The sequence below is a fragment of the Butyrivibrio sp. genome, from assembly GCF_017433805.1.
Lineage (GTDB): Bacteria > Bacillota > Clostridia > Lachnospirales > Lachnospiraceae > Butyrivibrio.
In genome coordinates this window covers 112,571-135,751 of sequence record NZ_JAFRGN010000013.1, presented here as the reverse complement: position 1 = coordinate 135,751, position 23,181 = coordinate 112,571, and the positions used below count along the sequence as shown (strand labels likewise).

Genomic DNA, 23,181 nt, shown 5'->3' with positions numbered 1-23,181 from the left:
AAAAATAAGGATTGCTTCGTTGCAGTATTTACTGTATCGAAACAATCCTTTTTTATTCTCTATGAAAATAACTACTGTATATAGATAAATGTATTCTTCCTGAATACATTGACAATATTACCGAGGGCTGAATAAATAAGACCAAAGCAATATATCAGCACAACTGTATTATGCTTGGAGCTAAAGGCAATACATGCTATTGCAAGGAAAATATCAAAAAGGCCATGGGCAAATTTAAACTTCCAGGTAGTAGCACCATACTTCCTTGTCTCATTAACTCTTAATATCTCCACAAGGCCAGCAAAGCCATGTATAAGTGCAAGGTACATCAGTATATAACCCCTTGGAAGGTCATACAAAGTACCTGTAAAAAGACCTATATCCAAGAGGAAAACTCCCTTATATAGAGCTCTTTTACCACCAACCATAAATCTTGTGAGAGTAAAAAAATCATATAGCTCTTTAATTCCGCTTACTAAAAGTATAAGTGAAATCAAAATAACTATCAGGCTATAGCCAAGCTCAGGCATTCTCATAATTATTATTGCCAGCGCTATGGTAGCCAGCGAATATATTAGCACTGATATTTTCTGAAATGTTGTCATGCAGTCTCCTCTTTTTTAGGAATACGGATTTCTTTGGTAAATCCTGTCAGTATATTACCAGATTTAAATATCTCATTAGTTACCATTCCCTTGTGAGAAATAGCTCCCATAATGAATTTAGCTAGAAAAGTCCTACTTCTGTTTCGTCTATTGGAGTTATTAAACTCCTCTATATACTTATCTGAGTCAAAAGCAGGTATTTCTTTTCCCGAAAGGCTTTCTCCAAATGCCTTCCAGTCATCTGAAGCATCTGGCTGCTTTTTCCTAAGTATGGAATCTATCTGGTCTTTGAACTGACTAATATCGTCAAAGGCGTAAGTATCTTTCTCAAATACTTCTATTTCACCTCTAAGGTACTTCATCGCCTGAACCATCTGAGCAAAGGCCATCATATAGTCAGATGGATTGTCTTTTACTATGTCCTTGTAATCATTCCAGGCTGGAACATACCTATACTTCATATAAGAGTAATCAGGTAAATGCCCTGCTCTTCCATGTCCCAGATTCATTATGGAGTGTTCATTCCCCTGAAAAAGACTGTTTGTAAATAAGCCTTTCTCAAGATCGTCAGGAGCTGTAGCACTATGTCTGAATTTGATACTCCTCTCACACTCTGTGCCATCATCAGAAGTATAAATTTCAGTAAATTCGTTAGTAGTATTATTTATTACAAGCGAAGGAGTCCCGGCAAAATTCATATGTGCCCAGGTATCAGCAAGTACATGCATTGCTATTCCAACAGATTGAAGTGGCTTATTTTTGGCAAGTTCAACTGTCTTAACTACAAGATCGCCATTAGGCCCACAGATGAGTCTGTATTTATGCATGTATCTCTTAGTTCTATGAGGCTTTTGGACGTACAGATCACGAGGAAGGAAATGGAAGGATGCCCATATCCTGGTTATCTCCTGAAGTCCCAAAATATCAGTTCTTGCATCCATCATCTCAAGCTGTAGCTGAGTTGTCGCAGCAATATGAGGCGCTTTTATTCTGTTTAAAAAGGTTTTTGAGCATAGATCCACAAGCTGCGCACTATAAGCAATATCAAGCGCTTCTTCATGCTCGTAGCCAGCTATGATTGCCGCGCAGTAGGTGGCATAATAATGAAAATCTATCTGCATATCAGCTATTTAGCTCCTTTTTAATCTTAAGAACTTTAAATGAGGAATAGATCATATCAAGCAAAAGAAATATGAGTGTCATATCAAGTACCACAGCAACAATAATAGTATCTATGGTATCTGAATCAGAAAATTTGTCGTTATAGTTAAACAGTCCAAGGATTGAAAAAAAGGCATAGATAATTGCCCATACCAGAAAGCCTTTTCTGATTCTCTTTTTGCTCGTAATATCAACCTTGCTAAATTTAACAGCCCCAAGTCCAATCCTTACATGAAAAAGAATTGATATTAAAAACACAAGCATTACAGCACCAATCAGAAAATATTTGAATCCATCATAAACAGATTCATCTACGCCGACAATATCATAGATGTTATCTGCTCCATACGCGATCGATAAAAAGAATTTAAAGGTGATCCAAATGGAATACAAGATAACGTAAACACCGCTGATTGATATATTAGATTTATATTTTCTAAGAAGTGATTTTACCTCTTCGTCCATACTAATCTCCAGAAAAGAAATAGTTATTATTTCGTTAATACATTAATTATATCACAATCATAATGCATAAAAAATGGAGCTCATAAAATGAGCTCCATCTGTGTTTCTTTAACTCGCATTCCCATCTTGTCATAGAACTTTCTGGCACTTTCATTGCCTTCCCAGACATTTAAGCTAACTTCATAGCAGCCAAGTTTTCTAGCCTCCTCTTTGACGAATTCAAAGAGCCTGGTTCCAACATGCTGATCTCTGAAATGTTGATCCACACACAGATCATCAACAAAAAGAGATGTGAACGGAACCATTGTACTGGCAAAAGGCTGCTCCTTTAGGATGCAGAATGCATATCCCATTACAGTATCGTTTTTGTCTACTGCAACATATATGGGTCTTTTATTATCTATAAGTATTTCTTTTAACTCTTCTCTACTGTACTTAGTAGTACCTGATACAAAAACATCCGGACGTATATGGGCATGTAGCTCAAGTACCTGTCCAAGTAAATTCAAAATGCTGTCAATATCTCGTACCTTAGCTCGTCTGATGTCCATATTATCCTCCCTTATCCAATAGCTTCAGGCAACTCCCTCGTTCTCATCAGAAAGTGATGTGCTCTGATGAACAAGAACTTCTTTATTGTAGCATGCAAATGCGCCGTCAACCAGTGCCTTATCAGGCTTTTTGGTAAATGCTGATACAGCAGGAACAATCACAAGACCAGCGATCATGCAGAATGCACCAGCGTTAATAGGTGACTGTAAAAGAGCTGGGAAGCTGCTACGAACAAGCATGTTGGCAAGCATAACTACAGTTGAGAACACAAAGCTGCACCATACGCCTGCCTTGGTTGTGCCCTTCCAATATAAGCCATAAAGGAATGGTGCAAGGAAAGCTCCTGCAAGTGCGCCCCATGAAACACCCATGAGCTGAGCAATAAATGTAACGTTCTGCTTGTACTGAACAATTGCGATAACTACTGAAATAGCAACGAATACAACGATCAAAAATCTCATGATAAAGAGCTGCTTCTTTTCATCCATATCTTTTACCACATGGCCCTTTAAAAGATCCAGTGTAAGAGTTGAGCTACTTGTAAGAACAAGTGATGAAAGTGTTGACATAGAAGCCGATAAAACAAGGACAACAACTACTGCAATGAGAATATCAGGAAGTCCTGAAAGCATTGCAGGAATGATGCTGTCATATCCGCCTGCTGCAATGTCTACTCTGTCTGAGAAAAGACGTCCAAAGCCGCCAAGGAAGTAGCATCCACCAGCAACTATAAACGCAAACATTGTTGAAACGATAGTTCCCTTTGAAATAGACTTCTCACTCTTAATTGCATAGAATTTCTGAACCATCTGAGGAAGTCCCCAGGTTCCAAGAGATGTAAGGATTACAACACCTAGAAGGTTAAGTGGATCTGGTCCAAAGAAAGAAGCGAAAATACCAGGAGTTGTTGATACTGTCTCGTCAGAAATTCTTGCAAGTCCGTCAAGAGAAGCAAGAAATCCGCCCTTACTGCCAAGAACAGAAAGAACAACCGCTGTGATACCAACCAGCATGATGATACCCTGAATGAAATCGTTGATAGCTGTAGCCATGTATCCGCCTGCGATTACGTAGATACCTGTCAGAACAGCCATAACAATAACACATACAGAATAGTCAATGTTGAAGGCCATTCCAAAAAGTCTTGAAAGACCATTATAAAGAGATGCTGTGTAAGGAATAAGGAAAATGAATGTGATGATTGAAGCAGCTATCTTAAGAGAATTACCGCCAAATCTTGCAGCAAAGAACTGTGGCATTGTAGCAGAATTAAGATGTTGAGTCATGATTCTGGTACGTCTTCCAAGGATACGCCATGCAAGAAGTGAACCAATAAGCGCATTACCGATTCCTACCCATGTAGCTGCGATACCATATTTCCAGCCAAACTGTCCAGCGTAACCTACGAAGATAACAGCTGAAAAATAAGATGTTCCATAAGCAAATGCTGTAACCCATGGACCAACAGATCTTCCACCAAGAACAAATCCGTTTACATCAGTAGAATTCTTCCTACAGATAAAACCGATTGCCAGCATAGTGGCGAAGAAAACTAGAAGTAACAAAACTTTGATGATCATAAATACCCTCCATAACCCCTTTTTATTCATGTTTTTGACTAAAAGATGTCGTCTTTAATACTTTAACGCTTTAAATCGTGTTAGTCAATCATATTTTCATATTTATTAGCACTAAATAATAAAAAATAAGCAAAAAAAGATAACAAATACCTAAACATCCGTGTTATTATATGTCTGTTGTTTATTACATCTTATAAAAGGAGCAAAGGTTATGAAATTATTTGTTGACACAGCCAATATTGAAGAAATTAGAAAAGCTAATGACATGGGGGTTATCTGCGGCGTTACTACTAACCCATCACTTATCGCTAAGGAAGGAAGAGACGTTTACGAAGTAGTTAAAGAGATCGCTTCTATCGTAGATGGTCCTATCTCAGGTGAGGTTAAGGCTACAACAACTGATGCTGAGGGCATGATCGCTGAGGGACGTGAGATTGCTAAGCTTCACAAGAACATGGTAGTTAAGATTCCTATGACTGTAGAAGGTCTTAAGGCTTGTAAGGTTCTTTCAAGCGAAGGCATCAAGGTTAACATGACTCTTATCTTCACAGCTAACCAGGCTCTTCTTTGCGCTAGAGCAGGTGCTGCATTCGTTAGCCCATTCCTTGGAAGACTTGATGACATCAGCGTTCGTGGTACAGATCTTATTTCAGAAGTTGCTGAGATCTTCAGCATCCACGGAATTGAGACAGAGATCATCGCTGCTTCTATCCGTCATCCTATGCACGTTACAGACTGCGCTCTTGCAGGTGCTGACATCGCTACAGTTCCTTACAAGGTAATCGAGCAGATGACACATCACCCTCTTACAGATGCTGGTATCGAGAAGTTCCAGAAGGACTATCTTGCAGTATTTGGTGAGTAATTGATTAACTGATTGAATATAATAAAAGCTTAGAAAAATCAAATCGATTTTTCTAAGCTTTTTTTATTACAGTCACTCTTATTGAAGAAGCTTTTTTATCTCCTTCTCATTGTTCCTAGTAAGCTCACTAAGTTCGTAAGATCTGATTCTTTCTTTTACTAGAATTGGAACCACAAATCCGTTCTTTACAAGAACTGAAAGACGATTAATGACGGTTTTGTTCGTAACACCGAGCTCTTTGCTTACCTCCATAGGTGTAAACTCACGTTTATATTTCTTCATCAGAAAAAGAAGCAGCTCCTTCTCTTTACCTTTTAGATAAGATACACTTCCGCTTATTTCATCTGCATTTGATTCTTCTGATAATTCGCATATCCTATTGGAGTAGAGCTGCACCATTCTGAGGAAATAATTAATCCATATTTCAGGATGTGGTGGATTATCTCTTCCAGAATAATATAACGCCGGTAGTCCCATCTGTATCGACTCATAATACTCATTTATGTCGTAAGCGAAGTACTCCTCCAAAGATCCAATTCCGTTAAAACCAAAACCATTCAAATCAAGGATGTACCCAGACAACAGTCGTGCTGTTCTTCCATTTCCATCTTCAAAAGGATGGATTGTTACCAATTGATAATGGACCACCGCTGCTATAATAAGTGGATGGTCATCAGTAGTATTTACATACTCTACAAGTTCATCTAATAATTCCGGAATATCGCAGTATTCTGGCGGAATGTAATCTGGATTTCCACTTTGTGAATCATATACAGCAAAAAGAACTCCTGGTGGCATAGGACCTCGAAGTCCAATCTTCTCCTTTGAAGCGCCTTTTTCTACATACTTTTGGACATCCAAAATAAGTTTTTTTGAAAACCTTTCCTTCTCCTTAGCCTTTTCTTCAAGGTAATTTAGAGCCAAGAAATAATTACGAACTTCCTGCTCTGGTCTCAGGTAATGCTTTCTCTCATCGCTCTCGATTACTTCATCAACTTGCTTTTCAGAAAGTGGATTACCTTCAATTTTATTTGATGCATATGAGCTTTTCTTTTTGGAATTTTTGCGAAGCTTATTCGCAACTGATTTGGAAAGTTTTACTGTAGAAACCTTGTAACGATTCTTCTCTATTTCAGTTATATATTTTAGAATTTCATTGGTCAAAGTTACTTTTATCATGCGTTTTCCCTCTATATGATTATAGCAAAAGCCCTCAATTCATTCCACTAAAATTACACTATTTTTCCACTATTTTTCACAATGATACAATGACTTTCCAAATGTGACACTCACATCATCTTCCGATCCGCTGCAATACATCAAGAAACTACGTTCGAATCGAAACTTAAACCAAGAATTATTGAGTTGCCATTATTACTTTATAAATATTTTCTCTGGCGACGTTATAGTCACATCGCTAATTAGCTCAAACACAGATAGAATGTGGACTGCCTTAATGACTCTAACTTTTGACACCCCTGAAACCCGCATATTTTGTATTGATTTTGCAAGTTACTGCGCTGCAGGGGGATTAACATCATACCCCCACGATCTGAGTATATCTTCAGCTTCATCATCGGATATCGTCTCAAGATTTTCCCAACAACCCTGGCCTAGATAGACAGCCCTTGCATATGATTCATCCTTATGATCTGGCCTTGGGATAAGCTCGCTCCATTTAGTATCGCCTTTATGCAATATCTCGGGTGTTAACCCATTCCCTCTTTTTCTTATAAGAACATCTTTATACCTAAAATCATATTCGTATCTCATAATATGCTCCAGTTCTCATCAATAAATCTTCAACACATAACTAGTATACCATGTATACATAATAGCTTATCAAAGTATAATCATTAGTCACTGTAAACTCATTTTCATATCTGTAAATTTTGTAAAATTCCGCAATTATTGACATACGCTTAATAAGAATTGCGTAGCAAAAATCCGTTCAAAATACTATATTTTATGTGGGGTTATGCGTGCATTTGTTTGCATGCAAAAATAGACAAAAAAATGTATTTTGGAGGTATGGTATGAAACAACTAATTTATTCAGTCTATGTAATTCTACCGATTATTTTGTTATGGGGAGCGAAGTTTTCTGGGTTTAAGAATTTCAACGAAGAATTCTTATCACTTAAGCAGACTAAGGCAGTTCAGGGATTCCTTGCTATCTGCATCATGCTCCACCACATCGCACAGAAGACCTGCGCATCATGGATCCAGCCACAGAGCAGAATCGTTCATGGTCTCGATATCTTTGTAAATGCAGGATTTCTTCTCGTTTCTGTTTTCCTTTTCTTCAATGGTTATGGTGTATACAAGAGCTTCCATTCCAAGGAGAACTACTTAAATGGCTTCATCAAGAAGCGTATCTTACCTGTTGTTCTTGCTCTTTACACAACTACACTTATCTTCTTTGTAGCAAGACTTCTTATTGGTGAGAAGATGGATGGCAAGCAGATTGCTCTTTATCTTACAAGCATTGATCTCTGCAATCCTAATACCTGGTATGTTATCGTTCTTCCATTCTTCTATCTGGCATTCTATCTGTCATTTAAGTTCATCAAGAAGGATGGCCTTGCAGTATTTGCTACTACTGCATTCGTTATAGCTTATATCGTTCTGGGTACAAATATTGATCATAACGACTACTGGCTCAGAGGCGAATGGTGGTACAACTGTGTAATTCTTTTCCCTGTTGGAATCATCTTTGCTAAGTTTGAGAACAAGATTGTTCCTCATCTTCAGAAGTTCTACTGGGTATATTTTGCAGTTGCATTTATTGGTTACTATCCTGTTTATCGTTGGTCACAGGGAGTATGCGGCAGATTTGGATACTATGGAGAAGAATGGCTTCCTCATAACATAGTTGTTATGAACAGACTTATCAGCGTTTCATCACAGGCAGTTGTTACAACCCTTTTCGTATTATGCGTTCTCCTTCTTAGCATGAAACTCAAGGTTGGCAACAAGTTCATCAACTTCATGGGAACAATCACACTTGAGTTCTATCTCATCCATGGCTTATTCGTAGAGCTCTTTGGATGGCAGTTTGACGGTGGTGTTCGTTCACCTCACCACATCAAGTATGTAATCGTATATGTTCTTGTTGTATTTGCTCTTGGTGTTCCATCCGCTATCCTTCTCAAGCATATCCACGAGATTATTCTTGGGAAAAGAAAAGTATCAGCAAAAGCATCACTTAAAATTTCAGCATAAATAAAGATAATAAAGGAAATACTATGGGAGCATTTGAAAACAAAAATTACAGAAATCTTCTCAAGGAAATTGGAATTCCAGAGGAGGAAATTCAGGCTCGTATCAAGGAAGCTGTTCAGACTTTCTTTTACGATGAGAATGAGCGCATCTATCACGAAACCGGTGCAGATATGGGATATCTGTGCGATACAGGTAATAACGACGCCAGAACTGAGGGTATGTCCTATGGTATGATGATGTGCGTTCAGCTTGATATGAAGGAAGAATTTGACCGTATCTGGAAATGGTCCAAGACCTATATGTTCATGGACGAGGGCGAGAATGAAGGCTACTTTGCATGGTCATGCCAGACAAATGGAACCAAGAACGCCTACGGTCCTGCTCCTGACGGAGAAGAATTCTATGCTATGGCTCTTTTCTTTGCTTCCCATAGATGGGGCGACGGCGAAGGAATCTTTGAATATAGCCGCGAGGCAAAAGAAATCCTGAGTGCCTGCATACATAAGGGTGAAAACGGACGTGTTGGCTATCCTATGTGGAATAGAGACAATCATCAGATTCTCTTTGTTCCAGGCATCGATTTTACTGATCCTTCCTATCATCTCCCACAATTCTACGAGCTCTTTGCTCTTTGGGCTAATGAGGAAGACCGCGATTTCTTTAAAAAGGCAGCAGCTGCTAGTAGAGACTATCTTGTTACAGCCTGCCATAAGGAAACTGGACTTAGCGCCGAGTATGCTAATTTTGATGGCACTCCTATGGATAAAGAGCTTGCATGGGGCTACTATGGTAACTTCTATAGCGATGCATATAGAACAGCCGCTAATATCGGTCTTGATAGCGTATGGTTCTCAGATGACCACGGTCAGCAGTCAGCACCAATCCGTATGATGAAGTTCTTTGGAACAGATCTTGAGGCAGTCAGATGCGAATACAAGATAGACGGAACACCTACAGACAGACCTGTTCTTCATCCTCTTGGTCTTGTTTCTACAATTGCTCAGGGCGCTCTTGTAGCTAAGACTCCAGAAGAGATGGAGCTTGCCACCAAGTGGATTAAGTGGTTCTGGAATCAGCCAATGAGAAAAGGCGTTCGCCGCTACTATGATAACTGCCTGTACATGTTCGCTCTTCTTGCGTTGTCAGGAAATTATAGAATTTATTAATTGCGTATTATTCCACTTCATATTTATAATCCATATTAAAAGGATGACTGTTACATAACAGTCATCCTTTTACATTCTTATTATTTATTATTTTTGAGCTCCTGATCAAGTCTGATCCACTCAGAAAGCGTAAGTGGTGTGTAGTCAGATTTCTTACAGAAGCAGTTGATCATATTACATGGAATCGTACTCTCATGTTCACTTCCAATTGGATAATACGGTGTTTCTTTTATCAGATCGATGATCTTCTGCATCAAGAGCTCGTCTCTTGTCTCATGGACATGACCATACAGCATAAAGGTTTTAGGATCACCATTGTGGCGCTTACGATACTGGCCCTCATAGAAAGGAATTGGATAATGGCTGCAGATTACTTTTTTCTGAGAATCAGTAATCTCGCGGTAATTATCAATCCATTCAAAACGGTCTGCATCAAAGTCAGGCTTTCCCACAAACTTATCGTGATTACCTGTGATAAGGCATAACTTACCATTAAGACGATGGATAAGTTCATTGGTCTCATCCACAGTTCCAAGGGACAAGTCCCCAAGGATAACCACCGTATCAGTCTTACTGACCTTACTATTCCATTTTTCTATCATGTATTCATTCATTTCTGTAACATCAGCGAAACCTCTTTTATCCATCTTGGTATTAAGAGCTCCGTGATAGAAATGACAGTCAGCTATGTAATGTATCAAATATATAACCTCATAATTATCAATGTGTACCCATGACAATACACAAATCACTTCAAATCTCCGCCATCATCATGAAGAAGCATATCTGGATCCTGATCTGCTGCAGCTGTTGCAAGCTGATCGCACCTCTCATTCTCTGAATGTCCAGCATGTCCCTTAACCCAGTTCCATCTGATGCCATGTGGCTCAGCAGCAGCCAGAAGTCTCTTCCACAGCTCAACATTTTTAACTGGCTTATTACCTGCTGTCTTCCAGCCCTTCTTGATCCAGCCATCGATCCACTTGTCATTAAATGCCTTGATAACGTACTGTGAATCAGAGAACATCTCAACATCACAGGGTCTGTTCAGAGCTTCAAGTCCAACTATTGCGCCCATAAGCTCCATTCTGTTATTGGTAGTCTTGTCATAGCCTGCGCTAAGTTCCTTCTCATGAACTTCACCCTTGGCATCCACATATCTGAGTATTGTACCATACCCACCCGGTCCATCTGGGTTTCCTCTTGCTGATCCGTCTGAATATATTTCTACTCTCATTTTATTTCTCCTTATCACAAATTGGCGTAGCCGCCTTTTCTAATGATATCTGCATGCATCTTATCTGCATCTCCAAAGCCTTTTTCGCCAAGCTCAGTACTAGCCCTGGATAAAGCATCTTCAAACCCTTCTGCTGTTTCATCGAATATCTTCATAGCAAGTCTTTCTGGTATTCCGACAGTTGCTGCTGCACTTGAAAAGCTTGCTCTGTTAAGACGTTCTATATCAAGTTCTCCGCCGATATAAAAACTCATTTCCTTTGTCATATTATAAATCCTGGTGCTGACAATGTCATATGCAGGTGACAATTTAATATTCTTAAGATTATCATTATACACCAGCGAATAGTTCTTAATATGGCAATCAGTATTACCAATGATAAAATTGAAACATATCCTCTTCCAAAGTTTGTTCTGTTCCATAATAGGATCACTACAATAAAAGCGTACCAGATCAAACATCCTGCGAATATAACCAGAATCCTCTTTTTCATATTTGTCACTGGCTGATATTCCCATGGCCTGTGCAAAGTCTTCCTGATGAAGCCTGATAGGCACTTTAAGTCCATCTATGACTTTTTTATCACTGATCACTCTGTCATATCGCTTAGTAGCATAAAGAATATCTGAATCAGCGCCGCTTCCTGTATCTACAATGAATGTTTCAGGAATATCGATTCCAAGATTATGAGCTGTCAGCATACACAGCTGCTCATTAAGTACTATTCTCTCAAGTCTCACATGGCTCTGTTTGACAATATGAGTACTGGGAGCATCTCCTGTTGGTAAATACCAGTCATCATTAGCATCATCATAATATAAACCAACCTTACCAGTTGCTCCGGTCAGAGATAAATGCGTCTCCAAAAGAACCTGAGTAGATTTGGACGCGCCTTCCTCAGCAAGAGCCTTCACCTGCTCAACAGAGAGTTTCTCATAGTCAGATGTACTCTTATCCTGTAATCCGGACAAATCATCATCAACAACCTTGATGGCACCAAGGCACTCACTTCCAAGAGTTGCAAGAATCGTCATATAGTCATTCTCATCCGTCTTGATCCAGTTTGCTACAGCCTTTCTGGAAAAGCCTTCCGGTAAAAGACCTTCAAAAAAATTCCTGGTCACAGATGAAGAAAATGCTTCCTCCTGCAAAGGCAGTGAAATAGATATTGGCGCAGCATATACTGAATCAAGATATTCTCTGGAATACTGAAAACAGGCATCGTTATAAGACTCACCAACAATACTGCCTACAAATTTCTGTTCACCGGTTATCTCTATAAATATAGACAAATGCCTCATTTATATACCTCTCTCATTAAGCTCAATATCAATTCCCAATAGATTAGCCAGATAAATAGCCTTACCTAGTTCTATTGAAGCCTTGCCATTTTCCAGGTCAGAAATAAAGCTGGCACTGATACCACTTACTTCACATACATACTTCTGTGTGTATCCCATTTTCTTTCTTCTCTTTTTGATCATTTCACCAAAAGATTTAGAATCCGTAATTTTCATGGCATTCCCTCTGTTCATGCACATCACGACTTTATTACCATACATTATAGCCGTACGGCTATATACTCATCTCAGATAATAAAAAATAGCCGTTCGACTATATTAATATAATATGATTATAAATATAGCCGTACGACTATGTCAATAGCAATAATAACTATTTAGTTATGCCCAAACTCCATCTTTAAGGAAGTGCTCAGCAAGGTTCTGGGCATCATCAACGATCGTCTTATCATAACCAAGAACACTTAAGAGTTTAATGGCATTACGCGTTGTAGCCGGTCCCTCTTTTATCTGATAATCAAACTGGACGTCATTGTCAGTTACATTTCCCTCAAAGTGATAGATATCAAACTCATTCCTAAGAAGAGATGTAAGCTCTATATCGTGAGTAGCTGCAAAACACATTACTCCGTTATCAGCGCAGCACTTGAGAATCTGAGTTGATGCTGCAATTCTCTCAACTGTGTTAGTTCCGCGAAGCACCTCATCAACAAAGCAAAGTACAGGAGCACCCTCCTCTTTATTGGCATCAAGAATTCTCTTAATAGACTTGATCTCTACAATGTAGTAGGAATCTCCTCCAAAGATATCATCCTTGAGCGCCATTGATGAGTAAATTCTGTAAATAGGAGCCATGTAGCTCTTACCAAGGACAGTATGAATAGACTGCGCCATTACTGCGTTTATTGCACAAGTCTTAAGGAATGTGGATTTACCAGAAGCATTGGATCCGGTAATAAGAAGGCCTTTTCCTGTTTCAATACTATTAGCAACCGCATCAGCAATAAGAGGATGATAAAGCTCTTCTCCAGCATAACTGCCCTCTGCAAATTCAGGAATACAATATCCGCCTTCAAAAGACTTTCTAAAGCATGCTATAGATATCTCAGCTTCTAATCTTCCGAGGATAGTGATTATCTCATCAAGGTCATCCTTTTTATCCAGAACCAGCTTATACATGTTATTAAACTTAATAAGATCAAGATGAAGCGCCATCTTTATATATTCCAGTATAATTTCAAGCGGATTTCCAGAAGAATTATACTTACTACTTCCCATAAGTATAAAAGAGCCTCTGGTAAAGGACTTAAAATTCTTGGCTAAAGAAGTAAGTCTGTCTACATCCTCTGAAATCTCAGAAATCTTTACTTTTTCAAAGTATCCAGCAGCATATATTGCCCTTAGAATATAAGCAAAAGATGCAAGATATGGCTCTATTTTATTCTTTATCCCAAAATAGTTAATAATATTAGTAAGTGAGATTGCTACCAGTGCAAGAAAGCCAACAGTAAAATTAACAAACATTAAACCGGCAGCTACAGCCATAAGTGCAATCATCAGAAAATGTCTGGCATTTGATAAATCAGGAGCATTATCAAGATATCCTATATAGTCATAAATTGAATATCTGATTCTTCTGCCAATATTTGAATAAATAACCTGACATTTTCTTCTTTCTTCATCATTATTCATGAAGAAATCAACATGCCTCTCAAGCTTATCAAAATCGTCTTTTTGCTTGGGTGATCTGAGCATATAGTAAAGATACTCTTCACCAGAAGCGCTAAGACAGTAATTCATTCTGGCAAATACGCCGTCCATATTAAGGTCATTCCAGGTTGTATCATCAATCTGAAACTCTTCCTTGTGCTTGGAATAATAACCTGGCAAATGGTCAAGATCGTCAGCCTTATACTCTCTGTTTGGAGCCTGACCGAAATTGTCCTTGAGCCTTTTAATCAGATACTTTTCCTGAATTTTCTTATCACGAAGCCCCAGCAGGTAAGCAATAAGGCAAATTCCTGCTAAAACGGCTAATAATATTAGTGCTTCCATAAATTTCCTTCTCTATTATGTCTGACTCAAGTTAGTTTCCGTAAATTCTAGCCTTGATCTCTTCTGCCTTGGCATAAACCTCTGAAGGTGTTACGCCAATATTGAATTTACCATTCTCGTAGCGGATGATACCACCGATCATAGTCATGATTACGTTGCTCTTACTGCCACTATAAACGATGTTCTTGACGATATTGTTGATAGGCTGCATATTAGGCTGCTGCAGATCAAGCATGATGATATCAGCAAGTTTCCCCTCTGCAAGTACGTCTGCATCATTAAGTCCCATAGCGTGGGCTCCGTTAACTGTCGCCATCTTGAGAACTTCTGCAGCATCTACGCTTGATGCATCCATATCCTTGAGCTTGGCAAGACCAGTAACCAGGAACATCTCCCTGAACATATCAAGGCAGTTGTTGCTGGCAGGTCCATCAGTACCAATGGCAACAGGAATACCGCATTCAAGATATTTGGCAATAGGGGCAATACCGCTTGCAAGCTTAGTGTTAGAACCTGGATTAGTCACAACATAGAGACCTCTCTTTTTCATGATCTCCCTGTCTCTGTCATTAGTCCAGACAACGTGATAGCCGCCACCGCCATATTCAAAAAGACCTAAACTGTCAAAGAACTCTATAGGAGTCATGCCATATCTCTCAACACACTCTTTTGTCTCAGTCTCTGTCTCCTGGATATGTGCCCAGAAAGGAGCCTTGTACTTCTGAACGAGCTTAGCGCACTCTTCTAAGAGCTCTTTTGAGCAGGTGTACTCTGCGTGAACGCCGAGGATAAAAGAGTTATATGGGTCTTTTCCATTGATATCTGTATAGTACTTCTCAAGAAGCTCTACAGACTGGCTGAAATTGTTGACGCAGCTGGTCTGAACGCATCTCATTCCGCAGTCTCTAAAGACATCTGCCACCGTAAATGGTGTCAGGTACATTTCAAATACAGATGTAATTCCGCTTGTGAGATATTCCAGAATAGAAATCTTGGATAAATGATAGATATCCTCTCCAGTCATCTTGGCTTCTACAGGAAAGATCTGTGTTCCAAGCCAGTCCTGAAGTGGCAGATCATCAGCCTTGGACCTCATAAGAGTCATAGCTGAATGAGTGTGAGCATTCTTAAAACCAGGCATAAGGAGATTGCCATGGCAGTCAATCTCCCTATCCCAGATAAGAATCGTATCTTTATGTTCATTGCAGTAGTTTCGGCCCTCTTCCTCTGTACCTACGAAGATGATTCTGTCCTCAACTACCCAAACTTCCCCAAAGAAAATGTCTCGTCCTGACTCCATAGTCAGTACTCTTGCATTATAGAATCTTGTTCTCATACCCGCTCCCGATAAACAAACAATTTATTATAATGTAAAGCCCTTAATAGCCTCTGTTACAAGCTTTGTGAAAAGAGGTGCTACCTTATCAGCAGCTTCCTGAACTTCTTCATGACAAAGAGGCTGCTCGCTGATACCAGCAGCAAGGTTACTGATGCAGGAAACGCCACAGATTCTCATACCCATGTGGTTAGCAGCAATAGCCTCGATAACAGTACTCATGCCAACTGCAGAAACTCCGAGCTTGCCAAGAAGTCTGATTTCAGCAGGACTCTCGAAAGATGGTCCTGTAAGCTGGCAGTAAACACCTTCCTTAAGGTCAATACCCTCAGCCTTAGCAGCTTTTCTGATAACTTCCTGAAGATCCTTGTCATAAACCTCTGACATATCAGCAAAACGAGGTCCCAATTCGTCAACGTTTGGTCCGATAAGTGGATTAGGAGCAAAGATAGAAACATGATCTGTTATGAGCATCAGATCGCCAGCCTTAAAGCCTTCTCCAAGTCCACCAGCCGCATTTGTTAGGAACAGGATCTTAGCTCCCAGCATCTTCATCAGTCTAGCTGGAAGTACAGCATCTGTTACATCGTAGCCTTCATAGAAGTGAACTCTTCCCTTCATGCATACAACCTTAACATCTCCAACATATCCAAAGATAAACTTTCCAGCGTGTCCTGGAACAGTAGATACAGGGAAGCCTGGAATATCGCTGTAGCTGATCTCTGTCTCAATCTTGATATTATCAGCATAGTTACCAAGTCCTGAACCAAGAACAAGAGCAACATCTGGCACAAAATCAGTCTTCTCTCTTACTGCCTTTACACAACTTTCAAGTTTTTCATAAATTGCATTTGACATAAAAACACCTCATCTTATATATGTTTATTTCATTTCCACGAGTTACGTTTTAATTATAAAAAAGAAACTCCATGAACTATAATACCATAATTCATGGAGCCTTTGATAGCTTGAAAATCAACTAATATTCTCTGAATTCTCTATTTCTTCTACTGTTTTTTCTGCGGTTTCTTCCGCCGTTTCTTCCAGCTGTCCTTCAGTAATACCCGGTTCTGGAGTAGAAGGAAGAGATAACACACCGCTCAGCACCGGCTGAATCGTGTTATTAGCCGCGTGCTCAATTGCCTCTTTGATTCCACCCTTATAGAATTTATTGACGAACTTGCCCTGCATTCCAGAAAGCGCCTCGGGTCCCATGGTCTTCATGGTTGTAATCAGCATACTGGTACCAGGCGTTTCCATAAGCCTTATCTCAATCCTTGCAGGAACAGATGGATGGATAAAAGTTCCTTTCCTGTCATCCCTGTCAGCAGCGTCATCGTAAAAGAAAATGTTAAACGTGCGAAGACATGCTTCTTCGAGGAAATTTATCTCATTTCTGATTACAAGCCTGTTGTATTCATCAGTTGTTACATACGAACAAAGCGATACCTCGTATATTTCCCCATGCATGTTGATCTTGCTGGTATATCTTTTACCGCCAAATCCGCATCTTAAGCTATATACTTCAATTCCTTCATATATATCGATATAAAAAGAATTATCATCGCTTATTCTAAAGCCTATCTTGTTCATACCATCTGTAAAGTTGTTATGAACAATCTGCATCATAATAGGGAAAATGCCAACGCCCTTTTGCTCGATGTCATATGTCTTACCGTCAAGTCTTGTGAGCCACTCCTGGATCAGGTGGTTCTCTTTTCTTATGTTAAAAGACCTGACTTCTGACTTAAAGTAACCTCTCTTATCGCCGTAGCTGGTCGTCTTGGTTCTAGGTGAACCTGTTGTCATCCTGACAGCTTTGTTCTTCCAGCCGCCTGAATATATAACAGGGAAATTATTATTCCTGCCACTAACTGATTTACAGATAGCCTTGAGAGAATTAAGCGCCGCAAAGTCCTCAGGAAGCGCATTGTCATGAACTTCAATCCTGGACTTCATGGCTTCTCTGATCATTATAGCCATCTTGCTGGTCTGAAAAATGTCAGTGTTACCAGCATTTGTGACCACAACCATATCAATATCAGGATATATGAACACGTTCTGCCCCAGCATTCCGTTATAGGCAAAAGAGCCAGGTCTGTCATCATTTATCCATAGCTGATAGCCATAGTGTGAGTTATCATCTTTGCCTGTTTCTATCTGCCAGGACGTAGACTCTTTTACCCAGTCAGCAGGAACAATCTGCTTGCCATCCCACATACCATTCTGCAGATACAGCTGACCTAGCTTGGCCATATCCTCAGCTCTGATAAATAGGCCCCATCCGCCCTTTGTGATACTCTGAGGACAGCTCTCCCAGAATATTCTCTGAATTCCCATAGGGACAAAGATCTTCACTTTGCAGTATTCAAAGCAGGACATTCCTGTTTTCTCTGTAATTATTGCTGACAGCATATAGGTATTCATGCTGTTATATTCAAATGTAGTTCCAGGATCTGTTTTAAATCCAGCCTCCAGAAAGCTCTTTCTCCAGTCATTACCACTAATCGAGCCAGATTCGTAGAATTCAACGCCGCTGGTCATATTAAGTAGATTCTTAACAGTTACGTTCTTTCTCAGAAAACCAAATGGACTCATCCTAGAGCTGAAAATATCGCTAAGCTTATCATCAATCGAGAGCTTTCCCTCATCAATGAGTATTCCAATAGCCATTCCCACTATGCTCTTGCACATGGAATAGGAAACATGCCAGGTATCCATATCGAAAGGTTCAAAGGCACATTCTGCGATGACATTTCCATGCCTTAAGGCCATGAATTTATGAATATTGCACTCTTTGGTCTCAGAAAGTTCTCTGATAAGATCAACAAAAAAAACAGAACTTACGCCCTGAGATTCTGGTGACTTACGCGGAAGCCTCGTCTCGCCGATCACAGTATCATGCGAAAACTCAGGCTTCTGAGGATGATAGTCCACCTTGCTGATTTCACCAGTTTCCCTGGCAACCAGCTTCATTAAAAGCTCTCCAACGTCTAGTTCTGCTCTTGCCATTATTTATTTCCCCCGATATTTGAGTGCCCTCATGGAATTCAGGATAGCTATAACAGCAACACCTACATCTCCAAATACTGCAAGCCACATGGTAGTAAGACCAAGTGCGCCAAGTACCAGGATTATAAGCTTAACTCCTAGGGCAAATACAATATTTTCTTTTACAATACGCATTGTCTTTCTGGCGATTGCTACAACTAATGCTATCTTGGAAATATCATCGTCCATAATGACAACGTCTGCAGCCTCAATAGCTGCGTCACTTCCAAGTGATCCCATTGCGATACCAACATCAGCACGCATCAATACAGGTGCATCATTGATGCCATCTCCGACAAACGCTAGTTTATTATCATTATCTAATGAAGAAAGCATTTTTTCAACCCTGCTGACCTTGTCCGCAGGAAGAAGCTCAGCAATTACCTGATCTACGCCGATTTTTTCAGCCACTTCCTTAGCAGCCTTTTCTCTATCACCTGTCAGCATAACTGTGTTCTTAACACCGCAAGCTTTGAGAGCTCTGATAGCATCTGCAGCAGATTCTTTTATCACATCTGAAATAATAACTGCTCCAAGATACTTGCCATCATAAGCTACATACACGATTGTTCCGCCGCTTTCAACCTGGTCAAACTTAATACCATAATCAGTTAAAAGAGCTGCATTGCCCAAAAGAAGCTCTTTTCCCTCATATACAGATGCAATACCGTGGCCGGAAACCTCTTTGGTCTGTGTCTCATCGACGAGCGTGTTATCAATGATCTGAGGGCCATTTTGATACATACCCTCCTGATAAGCCTGACAAACTGATCTTGCGATAGGATGGTTAGATAAAGACTCGCCATGAGCTGCAACCTTTAAAAGCTGTGCTTTATCTATGCCAGCATCAGGATTTACATAAGTTTCTGTAACCTTGAACTCGCCCTTAGTGATAGTTCCTGTCTTATCGAAGACAACTGTATTTATCTTGGATACTGACTCGAGATAGTTACTGCCCTTAACAAGTACACCAATCTTGGATGAAGCACCGATTCCTCCAAAGAATCCCAGAGGTACAGAGATTACAAGTGCACAAGGACATGAAACAATGAGAAAGATACATGCTCTTCTGATACTGTCAGCCCATGGAAGAATTCCTGTAACACCTGGAATAATAGCAAGTAAAAGAGCTCCGATAGTAACTACAGGAGTATAGTATCTAGCAAATCTTGTGATGAAATTCTCCATTCTGGACTTCTTATTGCTTGCGTTCTCCACGAGCTCAAGGATCTTGGAAACAGTAGAATCCTCATAGGCTTTTTCTACCCTAACCTTGAGAATTCCTTCGCCGTTAACGCATCCGCTAATTACGCTATCTCCACTGACAACCTTTCTAGGAACAGACTCTCCAGTAAGAGCAGCTGTATCAATAAAGCTCTCGCCTTCTACAACAACAGCGTCAACGGGAATCTTCTCGCCTGCACGAACAAGAAGCATATCTCCTACACTTACTTCCTCAGGATCAACCTCAGTAGCATTTCCTTCGTCATCCAACAGGTTAGCGCTTTCTGGTGCAATGCTCATCAGATCAGAGATAGACTGTCTTGATTTACCAACAGCTACGCTCTGGAACAATTCTCCAATCTGGTAAAAGAGCATAACTGCAAGAGCCTCTGTATATTCCTGAATTCCAAAAGCACCAAAGGTTGCTATCATCATCAGGAAGTTTTCATCAAAAACCTGTCCGTGACTAATATTGATAGCAGCTTTCTTGATAACGTCATAGCCAATGATGATATATGGAACCAGATATATTGCAAAAGTCACAAACCAAGGAAGTGGCTCAAATACTCCAGCTTTATCAAGTGCCAGCAGTACTACAAATATTACAAGTACAGCTATTATTCTATTTCTGTTCTTCTTCTGTTTCTTTGTCATGTCTTTTTTCCTCATATTTTATGCGATAACGCATGCCTTCGTGCCAAAGCACTTCCGTCATGCTATAGCTCAATTTCACAGTCTGGCTCAACCTTCTTGCAGGCCTTAACAGCAGCATCAAGAACTGAATCAAATACATCATCAGCTGCCTCAAGCATAAGCTTCTGAGTCATGAAATTAACTCTAACGCTTTCTACTCCATCAATTTTCTTAACAGCTTCTTCCATCTTAGCAGCACAGTTTGCACAATCAACTTCACACTTAAATGTCTTCTTCATAGTTTTTCCCTCTTTTCCTTTTCTTTTTATCTTTAATTTAATTATTCACTTTATTTACGATTCACCAGGTTATTCTTTGATATGGTTCATGCCCTGATCAATAATAGTTCTGACATGATCATCAGCAAGGAAATAGATAATTGATTTGCCTTCTCTTCTATTACTTACCAGCTTACTTTGCTTTAATATCTTAAGCTGATGAGAAATAGCTGACTGAGTCATTCCAAGTGTTTCTGCTATATCGCATACACACATTTCTGATTCAAATAATGCAAATAAGATTTTTATTCTGGTCGAATCACCAAACACCTTAAACAGCTCAGCGAGATCATAAAGATCATCATCCTCAGGCATCTCATGATTGATTTTATTAACAAGCTTTATATGAACTGCATGTTCATCACAGAGCTCAACATCATTCAAAGCCATCTCAGAACCTCCTTGTCTTATACATATGAATATCTGTTCATATGTTTAAACTATCACTAAGTTATTTATTTGTCAACACCACTTTGCTTTGTTTTTTATCTTTTTTTATCTTTGTTTCTTGCTTTGTTTTTTGCTTTTTTCCTGCCCCCGTCTGCTGAAATCTTCATCTTTGAAATTTAAGCAGGCTCTTTTATCACTATAGCATTTATGCAGACGCACTTTTCGCTGACCAATTCTCGATTATATGCATTTCTTGCAGCATCAATAATTTTCTTATGTTAATGCGTTAATAATTTGCCATTTTAGTCTGCCTATTTTCCATTTTCTTGAGTTTCAGCAGGTCGATTATCAAAATATCGACAACAAATTAAAAAGCACATCCCAGGTTACTAGATATATACCTTTTTTCCAGAATAACCAGAAAAAATAGGATATACCAGCACCTGTAGATGTGCTTCGTTATGTTGTTATATTGTTATATTTATTAAATTAAGCTGTTACCTTCTTGTAAGACTTCTTACCCTTACGAACCATTACGCCATCGCCGAATACGTCCTTAGTATAAGTTGTCTTAACATCTGTAACCTTCTCTTCGTTGAAGGTTACGCCGCCCTGCTCAACGGCACGTCTAGCCTCGCTTCTTGTAGCACAAAGACCAGCTGAAACAAGTACCTGAAGGATATCTACAACACCATCTCTGAAGTCCTCTTCCTTAAGAGCTACAGCCGGAACATTGCTCATATCTCCGCCACCTGCGAAAAGAGCTCTAGCTGCGTCCTGAGCCTTCTGAGCTTCCTCTTTACCATGAACAAGAGCTGTAAGCTCAAATGCGAGGATTTCCTTCTTCTCGTTGATTCTGGAATCATCCCACTTCTCCATCTCGAGAATCTCTTCGATAGGAATGAATGTGAGCATCTTGATGCACTTATCTACGTCAGCATCGCCAACATTTCTCCAGTACTGATAGAAATCAAATGGTGATGTCTTGTTAGGATCAAGCCATACAGCGTTACCAGCTGTCTTACCCATCTTCTTACCCTGTGAGTCTGTAAGAAGTGTGATTGTCATAGCGTGAGCATCCTTACCAAGCTTACGACGGATAAGCTCTGTACCACCGAGCATGTTGCTCCACTGATCGTCGCCACCAAACTCAAGGTTACAGTTGTACTTCTGGAACATGTAATAGAAGTCGTATGACTGCATGATCATGTAGTTAAACTCAAGGAATGAAAGTCCCTTCTCCATACGCTGCTTGTAGCACTCAGCACGGAGCATGTTGTTAACTGAAAAGCATGCGCCAACCTCACGAAGAAGCTCGATGTAGTTAAGGTTCATGAGCCAGTCAGCATTGTTAACCATCATAGCCTTGCCTTCGCCAAAGTCGATGAATTTCTCCATCTGCTTTTTGAAGCACTCAGCGTTGTGATCGATGTCTTCTCTTGTGAGCATCTTACGCATATCAGTTCTGCCTGATGGATCACCGATCATTGTTGTACCACCGCCGATAAGAGCGATAGGCTTGTTACCAGCCATCTGAAGTCTCTTCATAAGTGTAAGAGCCATGAAATGACCAGCTGTAAGAGAATCTGCTGTACAGTCAAAGCCAATGTAGAATGTAGCCTTACCTGCATTAACAAGGTCTCTTATCTGTTCCTCATCTGTTACCTGGGCAATAAGTCCTCTTGCCTTAAGTTCGTCAAAAATCTGCATAAAGCACCTCCAAAATATTATCCGGATCGTGTAAGAACAAATAAAAAAGTCCTTCACAATCCACAAAAGATCGTGAAGGACGAATTAATCGTGTTACCACCTTCATTCACACACAGCTCGCACTATGTGCCTCAGTAAGTACGACATCTCAGATAAAAAATATCAATCTGATCAGCGATACTCTTTTGATATAACGGTCAATCCCGTCCAAGTCTAGTATTCAAAATTTCCTGAAATTCAACCTGGCAGCTCACGGAGGTATTCATCATCGCTCTTAACATACGCCTC

At 39.8% G+C, this 23,181-nt stretch carries 22 protein-coding genes and 1 other annotated feature (1 of these 23 running past the window's edge); of the genes, 3 read left to right on the top strand and 19 right to left on the bottom strand.

From position 1 onward, the window contains the following. Window positions 1–71: 71 nt before the first annotated feature. From IJI01_RS04020 to IJI01_RS04000, 5 genes are all read right to left on the bottom strand, one after another. Entirely contained in the window at window positions 72–605 is a 534-nt protein-coding gene (locus IJI01_RS04020; protein WP_292186213.1) for a DUF308 domain-containing protein, read from the bottom strand. Continuing rightward, window positions 602–1,726 (bottom strand): DUF6765 family protein, encoded by a 1,125-nt coding sequence (locus IJI01_RS04015; RefSeq protein WP_292186211.1) that lies wholly within the window; start codon window positions 1,724–1,726, stop codon window positions 602–604. The genes IJI01_RS04020 and IJI01_RS04015 overlap by 4 nt, the downstream gene beginning before the upstream one ends. A gap of 1 nt (window position 1,727) precedes the next feature. After that, entirely contained in the window at window positions 1,728–2,231 is a 504-nt protein-coding gene (locus IJI01_RS04010; RefSeq protein WP_292186209.1) for a hypothetical protein, read from the bottom strand. Between the two features lie 80 nt (window positions 2,232–2,311). Then, the gene (locus IJI01_RS04005) at window positions 2,312–2,782 is read right to left on the bottom strand and encodes a GNAT family N-acetyltransferase (RefSeq protein WP_292186208.1); all 471 of its coding nucleotides are present in this window, start codon (window positions 2,780–2,782) and stop codon (window positions 2,312–2,314) included. A gap of 24 nt (window positions 2,783–2,806) precedes the next feature. Then, window positions 2,807–4,363: a sodium:solute symporter family protein gene (locus IJI01_RS04000; RefSeq protein WP_292186207.1), complete on the bottom strand. Its 1,557-nt coding sequence runs from the start codon at window positions 4,361–4,363 to the stop codon at window positions 2,807–2,809. A 211-nt stretch (window positions 4,364–4,574) separates the two neighbouring features. On the opposite strand from IJI01_RS04000, the gene fsa reads away from it, so the two are divergent. Further along, window positions 4,575–5,228 (top strand): fructose-6-phosphate aldolase, encoded by a 654-nt coding sequence (fsa, locus tag IJI01_RS03995; RefSeq protein WP_292186205.1) that lies wholly within the window; start codon window positions 4,575–4,577, stop codon window positions 5,226–5,228. A 78-nt stretch (window positions 5,229–5,306) separates the two neighbouring features. Here fsa and IJI01_RS03990 read toward each other — a convergent pair whose 3' ends face one another. Together IJI01_RS03990 and IJI01_RS03985 are read right to left on the bottom strand one after the other, a co-directional pair. Next, entirely contained in the window at window positions 5,307–6,407 is a 1,101-nt protein-coding gene (locus IJI01_RS03990) for a Fic family protein (protein WP_292186203.1), read from the bottom strand. A 333-nt stretch (window positions 6,408–6,740) separates the two neighbouring features. Next, on the bottom strand, window positions 6,741–7,001 hold the full coding sequence (locus tag IJI01_RS03985; RefSeq protein WP_292186201.1) for a hypothetical protein: 261 nt from the start codon (window positions 6,999–7,001) through the stop codon (window positions 6,741–6,743). 263 nt (window positions 7,002–7,264) lie between these two features. Between IJI01_RS03985 and IJI01_RS03980 the strand changes: the two genes are divergently transcribed. Continuing rightward, window positions 7,265–8,452 (top strand): acyltransferase family protein, encoded by a 1,188-nt coding sequence (locus IJI01_RS03980; protein ID WP_292186198.1) that lies wholly within the window; start codon window positions 7,265–7,267, stop codon window positions 8,450–8,452. A 23-nt stretch (window positions 8,453–8,475) separates the two neighbouring features. After that, a complete protein-coding gene (locus IJI01_RS03975; protein WP_292186195.1) occupies window positions 8,476–9,618 on the top strand; it encodes a glycosyl hydrolase family 8 in 1,143 nt (380 codons plus the stop codon). A gap of 80 nt (window positions 9,619–9,698) precedes the next feature. On the opposite strand, the gene IJI01_RS03970 is transcribed toward IJI01_RS03975, so the two are convergent. The 12 genes from IJI01_RS03970 to tyrS all read right to left on the bottom strand — a co-directional run bounded on the left by IJI01_RS03970 (window position 9,699) and on the right by tyrS (window position 22,893). Next, window positions 9,699–10,319 (bottom strand): metallophosphoesterase, encoded by a 621-nt coding sequence (locus IJI01_RS03970; protein WP_292186192.1) that lies wholly within the window; start codon window positions 10,317–10,319, stop codon window positions 9,699–9,701. A gap of 47 nt (window positions 10,320–10,366) precedes the next feature. Then, a complete protein-coding gene (rnhA, locus tag IJI01_RS03965; RefSeq protein WP_029232230.1) occupies window positions 10,367–10,855 on the bottom strand; it encodes a ribonuclease HI in 489 nt (162 codons plus the stop codon). Between the two features lie 14 nt (window positions 10,856–10,869). Beyond that, on the bottom strand, window positions 10,870–12,156 hold the full coding sequence (locus tag IJI01_RS03960) for a HipA domain-containing protein (protein ID WP_292186187.1): 1,287 nt from the start codon (window positions 12,154–12,156) through the stop codon (window positions 10,870–10,872). After that, the gene (locus tag IJI01_RS03955) at window positions 12,157–12,372 is read right to left on the bottom strand and encodes a helix-turn-helix domain-containing protein (RefSeq protein ID WP_026661553.1); all 216 of its coding nucleotides are present in this window, start codon (window positions 12,370–12,372) and stop codon (window positions 12,157–12,159) included. Between the two features lie 165 nt (window positions 12,373–12,537). Beyond that, window positions 12,538–14,211: a MutS-related protein gene (locus tag IJI01_RS03950; RefSeq protein WP_292186180.1), complete on the bottom strand. Its 1,674-nt coding sequence runs from the start codon at window positions 14,209–14,211 to the stop codon at window positions 12,538–12,540. A 31-nt stretch (window positions 14,212–14,242) separates the two neighbouring features. Continuing rightward, on the bottom strand, window positions 14,243–15,547 hold the full coding sequence (locus IJI01_RS03945; protein ID WP_292186177.1) for an amidohydrolase: 1,305 nt from the start codon (window positions 15,545–15,547) through the stop codon (window positions 14,243–14,245). A 27-nt stretch (window positions 15,548–15,574) separates the two neighbouring features. Next, entirely contained in the window at window positions 15,575–16,405 is an 831-nt protein-coding gene (locus tag IJI01_RS03940) for a purine-nucleoside phosphorylase (protein ID WP_292186174.1), read from the bottom strand. Between the two features lie 117 nt (window positions 16,406–16,522). Continuing rightward, complete coding sequence (locus IJI01_RS03935) at window positions 16,523–18,559, bottom strand: serine hydrolase domain-containing protein (protein WP_292186171.1); 2,037 nt, start codon at window positions 18,557–18,559, stop codon at window positions 16,523–16,525. Window positions 18,560–18,562: 3 nt separating this feature from the next. After that, entirely contained in the window at window positions 18,563–20,476 is a 1,914-nt protein-coding gene (locus IJI01_RS03930) for a heavy metal translocating P-type ATPase (RefSeq protein ID WP_292186168.1), read from the bottom strand. A 62-nt stretch (window positions 20,477–20,538) separates the two neighbouring features. Continuing rightward, window positions 20,539–20,754: a cation transporter gene (locus IJI01_RS03925; protein ID WP_292186165.1), complete on the bottom strand. Its 216-nt coding sequence runs from the start codon at window positions 20,752–20,754 to the stop codon at window positions 20,539–20,541. 69 nt (window positions 20,755–20,823) lie between these two features. Next, window positions 20,824–21,183 carry an ArsR/SmtB family transcription factor gene (locus tag IJI01_RS03920; RefSeq protein WP_292186162.1) on the bottom strand — a complete coding sequence of 120 codons (360 nt, stop codon included), beginning with the start codon at window positions 21,181–21,183 and terminating at the stop codon, window positions 20,824–20,826. 489 nt (window positions 21,184–21,672) lie between these two features. After that, window positions 21,673–22,893: a tyrosine--tRNA ligase gene (gene tyrS / locus IJI01_RS03915; RefSeq protein WP_292186159.1), complete on the bottom strand. Its 1,221-nt coding sequence runs from the start codon at window positions 22,891–22,893 to the stop codon at window positions 21,673–21,675. Window positions 22,894–22,965: 72 nt separating this feature from the next. Continuing rightward, window positions 22,966–23,181: a binding site (T-box leader), on the bottom strand (it continues 64 nt past the right edge of the window).